Here is a 6996-nt window from a genome sequence, read left to right as displayed (position 1 = left end):
TAGAAAATTAGAATTATAAAATCTAAACTTCTAGGATTTTTTTATATAATAAATTAACTATGGAAAAAGTTAGAAAAATAACAATTCAGTCAATCTGCGGTTTGCGAATTATATAGTTATATTTAATATTTACCATATAAACAAACTGTGATATTATATGTACTTAGCAACTAATAAAATATAAAATTTAATAAATATAAGTTGGATTTATATTCATTAAATAGGAAATAATATATACATAAGAATTTTAGGAGGTACATAAAATGAAATTTTTTATAGACACAGCTAACATAGAAGAAATAAAAGAAGCTAACGATTTAGGAGTTATATGTGGAGTTACAACAAATCCATCGTTAATAGCTAAAGAAGGAAGAGACTTTATACAAGTTGTAAAAGAAATAACTGATATAGTAGATGGACCAGTTAGTGCAGAGGTAATAAGCTTAAATCATGAAGGAATGGTTAAAGAAGCTGATAAATTATCAAAGATACACGAAAACATAGTTATAAAAATACCTATGACAGCAGAAGGACTAAAGGCTGTAAAGATATTATCAAGTAAGGGAATAAAGACAAATGTAACTTTAATATTCTCAGCAGGACAAGCTCTTTTAGCTGCTAGAGCAGGAGCTAGCTATGTAAGCCCATTTGTAGGTAGATTAGATGATATAGGTCAAAATGGATTAGATTTAATAGAAGAAGTAGTAGATATATTCGACGTAAATGGTATAGAAACAGAAGTAATAGTTGCAAGTGTAAGAAATCCAATACATGTATTACAAGCGGCAAGAATAGGTGCAGATATAGCTACAGTTCCTCTTAAAGTAATAAACCAAATGATAAAGCATCCTTTAACAGATAAAGGTATAGAAAGCTTTATGAGTGATTGGGAAGGTGCATCATTAAAATTATAAAAATATGAAAAAAAGCTAAACTTATGAGTTTAGCTTTTTATATTTTTATAAATAAGTAGCATAATATATATTAGCATACTTATTTATGGAGGCGATTTTTTGAAAGGCAAAATAGCATCGACAACATTATTATTTATATTAATCGTAGGATTTATTGTAGTATTTCAAAATGTATTCGGATCAGAAAATACATTGATTGGAGTAGCAGGTATTACTGCTGCATTATCTTTAATAGATATTGATTATACTTTGTATCCAATAAAAAATACAATAAAGTTTGTGATACTAGAAGTATTAATCGGTATATCCGCATTTGTAGCATCGTTAAATCCAATTGCATCTTTAGTAGGAAACTTTGTAGTTATATTTTCTCTAATATATTTATTTACATATGATACTAAAAAATCAATATATGTACCGTTTACATTAGGGTATTTATTTATACTTTATTCACCTGTAAAAATAGAAGATATGCCTCTTAGAATTGCAGGGCTAGCATTTTGTGGATTACTTATAATGGTTGTTCAAATGTTAGCAAATAGAAATAAATTTTGGAGTAAAACTCAAAAAAGTATAATGCAAGTTGCAAATGACTTAAAAGAGAAAATAGACCTTATAATAAATAAAGAAGATGTATATAAAATAGAAGAAAAGCATAACGAAATTTATAAAAATGTAAGAAATATATCTGGAAAAATATATGAAAGAAGATTAAAAAGAATAGATGAGTCAAATTTATATGAAATTAATTTAGGAATAGTATTAAGTTTTGAAAGTATTAACATTACATTAAATAAAATACAAGATGAAATTGAAAATATTAAAAAGTTTGATGAGATTTTAGTACAATTAAAAAAAGAGCTAGATTATATTATTAAATATATAAATAATGAAATCACTGTTAAAGAACTTAGTAATAATTTAAAGTTATTTATAAAAGATAAAAGTAGTATAGATTGTTATTTATCATATGAATTAAAAGAAAATATTAGCTTATTAAACAATACATTAGAAGAAGTAGAGCTTAAATTAAACAAAGAAATAAAAAGCAGTAATATACCATATAGTAGTCTTAAAGAATATGTATTAAAACGCAACTTTAATAAAGATTCTTTAAAATTTTCATTTGCATTTAGAAGTGCCATAATAATCTCAATAGGAACTTTTATAGTTAGTTTGTTTAGTATAAATCATGGTAAATGGTTAATATTTACACTTTTCGCAGTATTACAGCCTTACCTTGAATTAAGTAGAGCTAAAGGAAGAGATAGGATATTAGGGAGCGTTATAGGTGTACTAATATTTGAAATTATATTTAGCATAGTTAAAGATGATTCTATGAGAATGGTAGTGATATTTATAGTAGGTTACTTAAGCAACTATCCAACTAAATACAATCAAAAAATGATATTTACAACTATATCTTCATTAGGAGCAGCATCTATAGGATCAGGTATTGATTTGTTAGCACTAGATAGGTTATCATTTATAATTATAGGAACTATAATAGCTATGGCAGCTAACAAATTTATATTGCCGTATAAAATAAGTAGTGAAACTAAAGAATTAGTGGAAAAATCTATTAAAATTAATAAGCAAATTTTAAATAAAATATCTCATATAAAAATTAATAATACAAGCAAGAAAGAATTTAATGACTTAATACTAGTTAACAAACTGATAAATGATAAAATTAGTATTAATAATAATACTTTAATGTCTCAAAGAATAGAAGAATTTTTAGACAATCAACGTGTAATGATGAATAATGTTAATTTTTTAATAAATAGTATCATGAATAATAATATAAAAGATTTAGATATAAGTAGTACTTGTGAAAATGCTAGTTTATTAAATAATAAAAAAATTAAGGAAGAAGATTTAAAAGATCAATTTTATTCTTTAAAAAGTAATATAGAAAAATTTGTATTTATAGATATATTTGAAATCTTTAAAAATCTTAACAGATCATATGAAATATCTGAGGATATAAAATAAAAAATAATACCCATATTCAAACTTGAATATGGGTATTATTTTATATAGAGCTAACTTCAATTATTTGATCTCTATAGTATTTGCTTTTATCTAGTTCCTTTTCACTATTACTTACTACTAATGTACAAGCGCAGTCCCCCATTACATTAACAGTAGTTCTAGCCATATCTAATAATCTATCAACGCCCATTATTAAACCAACTCCTTCTATTGGAAGGCCTACAGAAGTTAATACCATAGATAAAGTTATCATACCAACTCCAGGAACACCAGCAGTACCGACAGAAGCTAAAGTTGCAGTTAGTATTATTGTAATAAATGAATTAATATCTAAATCAATTCCATATATCTGAGATATGAATATACAAGCTACACCTTGCATTATAGCTGTACCATCCATATTAACTGTTGCACCTAAAGGTAGTGTAAATGATGCTACAGAATTATCAACACCTAATTCTTCCATAGTTTCTATAGTTAGAGGAAGTGCAGCATTACTTGAAGCTGTTGAAAAAGTTACAGCGGCAACACTAGCAAACCTTTTTAGGAATGGCTTAAGTTTAAGCCTTGTAGAAAACTTAATCATACCAGAATAAACTATAAATGCTTGTAAAACTAAGGCTAAAGAAACTGCAAACATATATTTTACAAGAGATAATATAGCTTCAAATCCAGTAGTTGCAAAAGTATTTGCTATAAGTGCAAATACTCCGTAAGGAGCAAGTAACATTATAATACTAACCATTTTCATACAAACATCATTAGCACATTCGAATAGTTTTCTAATAGGTGTGGCTTTTTCTCCAATAGCACTCATTGATATACCAAGTAATAGGGCAAATACTATTATTTGTAACATATCACCATTGGCTAATGATTGTATTGGGTTAGAAGGAATCATGCCAAGTATTATATCTACTATTGGCTTACTTTCACCCATAGTAGGAGTTTCAGTTATTAAGTGAGACATATCAAGGCAGATACCTGGATTTATTAATTTACCTACAAAAAGTGCTAAGCTTATAGCTAAGGCAGTAGTTAACAAATAAAATGATAAAGTTTTGACTCCGATTCTTCCTAATTTTTTTATATCTCCCATAGAAGACGATCCACAAACCAAAGAAACAAAAACTAGTGGAACAACTAACATTTTTATTGCGTTTATAAATCCAGTTCCAAGTATTTTTAAAATTCCATCTAATAAAATTGCATTTTTTAAAGTTCCATCAGGTAAATTTTTTATAGTTAGACCGAATATTATTCCTAAAAATATACCGATAAAAATTTTATATGTAAGACTTAACTTTTTTTTCATAGAATATCCCTCCGAATTATTATTTTAAACTTTTGTTTTCATACAATATATAATAGCACTAATATTTAAAAAAATGCAACTTTTATTTTGAATTATTCACAAAACGCACTTTGGGATATATAAAAATATGAATATTAAGCTGAAATGAAGGTTAAATCAAAGATAAATAAAAATATAAATGAATAAATTTATTAAAGAATTGCAAAAAACAGCAAAAAGATTATAAGGGATTTTAGGAAATTAATTGTCGAAATTAAAAGGTTACACCGCTGTAACCTTGATTACGAATTTGTAATTTAAAGTAACAGTGGTGTAACTGTTTTTATAAAATTTATTATGGTAATATTAGATTATAGAAAACAAGGAAATAAAAAACAAATTTACATAAATTATTACATATGAAGGATGGGATTTATTATGAAAAGAGCAATTATAGCATTATCAATATTATGTACAGGGGCATTAGCAATAAACCCAATAAAAAATATAAGTTTTGCACAAAACACAGATGGTAACAATAATAAACAAGTAGTTCAAAATATAGAAACAAATAAAAGTGAAAAATTAAGTGTAGAAAAGAATAAAAATATAGAAATTAATAAAGAAGTAGCAAAACCAGAAGTAACTAAAAAAGAAATGGCTAAAAATGAAACATTAAAAAATGAAGAAAAAGAATTAGTTACAAATATAGAAGAAGTAACTAATCAACAAAAAATGAACAAGATGCTAAACAACCTGCTACAGAAAAAAATGAAGTAGTTGTTGAGAATAAAAAAGAAGAAACAGATAAAAATACTGTTGAAGTTATAGAAGTATTAAATAAAGAACAAGCTAAAGAATTATTAAAAATGGTAAACCCAGATATGAACTATATATATCAAGGAGATGAAACTACATTTGAAGCTTTATCTCAAAGGGGATTAAGTGGGTATGTATTCTTACCAGATGTTGATGGAGATATGGGATTATTTGTAGATAAAAATACTGCAAAAGTTTATTACTTCCATCCAAGTGGATATCTTGAATTAGCTTTATAAAATAGCAAAATTTAAAACTCATATATAAAAGCCTTGGTACAAACTAAATTGTATCAAGGCTTTTTTTATATATTTGGAGTATGAAGTATTGAAGGTGCAGTTTTATTTTTGAGAAGTTTATCAAACGACTTATGATCTGATTTATACCCAATACCTTCTCTTTGATTGTTTTCATCTATTATTTTATATTGATTACAGGCTTCTTTTATCATTTCATATTCTTCATTAGAGTCAGCATTATAAATTATTTTTTTAGTAGGAAATATCTTATAGGCAAATTGAGGCTTCACAAAATATTTAGCATCTTTAATTTTACCTGTATTATATAATCCTTGTATTATAGATCCATTTTTTATATGTTGTAAATGGTCATCGAATTTATACGTGTGAGCAACGTGGGTTACGCTTTTAAAACGTTCTTCGAATTCTAATGCAATGTTTTCCATAGCATTAAAATCAGTATCACCATTAGAATTTAACTTTGGTAATATAATAATATTTTCATCTTTTACTCCTAATGCATTTAATGATGCCAGAAACTCTCTATTTCGATAGCTAGATTTTTGGTCTTTTGTAAGTTTTTTATATTGCTCATTTTTGTCAAATACAGCTATGCCACTACCATTAGAAACTAAAACTACAAATACATTATCTTGTCCTCTTTCTTTTATGGCTTCAACGATAGCACTACCAGCCCATAGTACTTCATCATCTTGATGTTGAGGGTAAAAAACAACATAATCTTTAAATTGTTTATTAGTATTATTTTTATAAATATTAAATATAGTTAATGTTAAAAAAAAGCATAATATAATTGATAATATTAAATTTTTATTAGTTTTTAAGCGCATACTAATGTCTCCTTACTGAAATTAAAAATGTCATATATTTTAATATGCTAATAAATAAATTTTGGAAGTTAATTTTAATTGTTGTCACTAAGTTGATATTAATATTTTAGACAAGTATTACTTCTTTATGTAATATTATAAAAATTAAAATAAGTATTAAAGAAATTGAGTATTTATCCGTACATTTAAAATAATAAATTATTTTTGAGGTGATAAAATGCTTGATAAGATACAAGGCTTAAACTCTATATCTACCTTTTCAAACAATAGCGAATGTAAATGTAGCTCAAATAATGAAGTATTTGATATGGTTATGATAAGTCTATTAAAAGCTATAGCAAAGAAAAATATAATAAGTAACAATATAAATGAAAATAAAATAGAAATACTAGAAGACCTACAAACCCTACAAACTCAAAATGCATCTCGAGCTAGTAATAAAATAGAAATATCATCAAAGAACCCTAATGTAAATGAGAGAATAGAAGATGCTGTAAATATATCATCAAAAAAGTATGGTGTAGATGCAAATTTAATAAAAGCAATAATTAAAGTTGAATCAAACTTTAATCCTAATACTGTATCATCTGCAGGAGCAAAGGGATTAATGCAACTTATGCCGGAAAATATTAGAGATTTAGGTATTAAAAATCCGCTTGATATAGAAGAAAACATAGATGGTGGAACTAGACATATAAAAGAATACTTGGATAGATATCATGGAAATGTTGAAATGGCTTTAATGGCTTATAATGGTGGGCCTACAAGAATGATGAGAAGAGGGGTTACATCTATAGAACATATATATAAAATGCCAAGAGAAACACAAAACTATGTACCTAAAGTCATGAAATATTACAAAGGATAAGACATATGTTAGA

7 protein-coding genes are annotated in these 6996 nt (G+C 25.9%); 5 read left to right on the top strand and 2 right to left on the bottom strand.

All coding sequences use genetic code 11. The features are described from left to right. Nucleotides 1–263 precede the first annotated feature (263 nt). Together fsa and BN899_RS11190 are read left to right on the top strand one after the other, a co-directional pair. Complete coding sequence (fsa, locus tag BN899_RS11195; RefSeq protein WP_042275412.1) at nucleotides 264–914, top strand: fructose-6-phosphate aldolase; 651 nt, start codon at nucleotides 264–266, stop codon at nucleotides 912–914. Nucleotides 915–1013: 99 nt separating this feature from the next. Further along, on the top strand, nucleotides 1014–2912 hold the full coding sequence (locus BN899_RS11190; protein ID WP_042275409.1) for an FUSC family protein: 1899 nt from the start codon (nucleotides 1014–1016) through the stop codon (nucleotides 2910–2912). Between the two features lie 40 nt (nucleotides 2913–2952). On the opposite strand, the gene BN899_RS11185 is transcribed toward BN899_RS11190, so the two are convergent. Continuing rightward, complete coding sequence (locus tag BN899_RS11185; RefSeq protein WP_042275407.1) at nucleotides 2953–4227, bottom strand: dicarboxylate/amino acid:cation symporter; 1275 nt, start codon at nucleotides 4225–4227, stop codon at nucleotides 2953–2955. Nucleotides 4228–4644: 417 nt separating this feature from the next. Here BN899_RS11185 and BN899_RS11180 point away from each other — a divergent pair, with 417 nt between their 5' ends. Continuing rightward, a complete protein-coding gene (locus tag BN899_RS11180; RefSeq protein WP_042275404.1) occupies nucleotides 4645–4986 on the top strand; it encodes a hypothetical protein in 342 nt (113 codons plus the stop codon). Nucleotides 4987–5075: 89 nt separating this feature from the next. Beyond that, the gene (locus BN899_RS11175) at nucleotides 5076–5264 is read left to right on the top strand and encodes a hypothetical protein (protein ID WP_052356828.1); all 189 of its coding nucleotides are present in this window, start codon (nucleotides 5076–5078) and stop codon (nucleotides 5262–5264) included. 65 nt (nucleotides 5265–5329) lie between these two features. Here the strand turns inward: BN899_RS11175 and BN899_RS11170 are convergent, their stop codons facing one another. Continuing rightward, on the bottom strand, nucleotides 5330–6115 hold the full coding sequence (locus tag BN899_RS11170; protein WP_052356827.1) for a PIG-L family deacetylase: 786 nt from the start codon (nucleotides 6113–6115) through the stop codon (nucleotides 5330–5332). A gap of 217 nt (nucleotides 6116–6332) precedes the next feature. On the opposite strand from BN899_RS11170, the gene BN899_RS11165 reads away from it, so the two are divergent. Continuing rightward, a complete protein-coding gene (locus BN899_RS11165) occupies nucleotides 6333–6983 on the top strand; it encodes a lytic transglycosylase domain-containing protein (protein WP_042275402.1) in 651 nt (216 codons plus the stop codon). Nucleotides 6984–6996 lie beyond the last annotated feature (13 nt).

The organism is Faecalimicrobium dakarense, from assembly GCF_000499525.1.
In the GTDB taxonomy this organism is placed as follows: Bacteria; Bacillota; Clostridia; order Peptostreptococcales; family Peptostreptococcaceae; genus Faecalimicrobium; species Faecalimicrobium dakarense.
The sequence above is the reverse complement of the archived record's forward strand: the minus strand, read 5'-3'. Positions and strand labels throughout refer to the sequence as shown.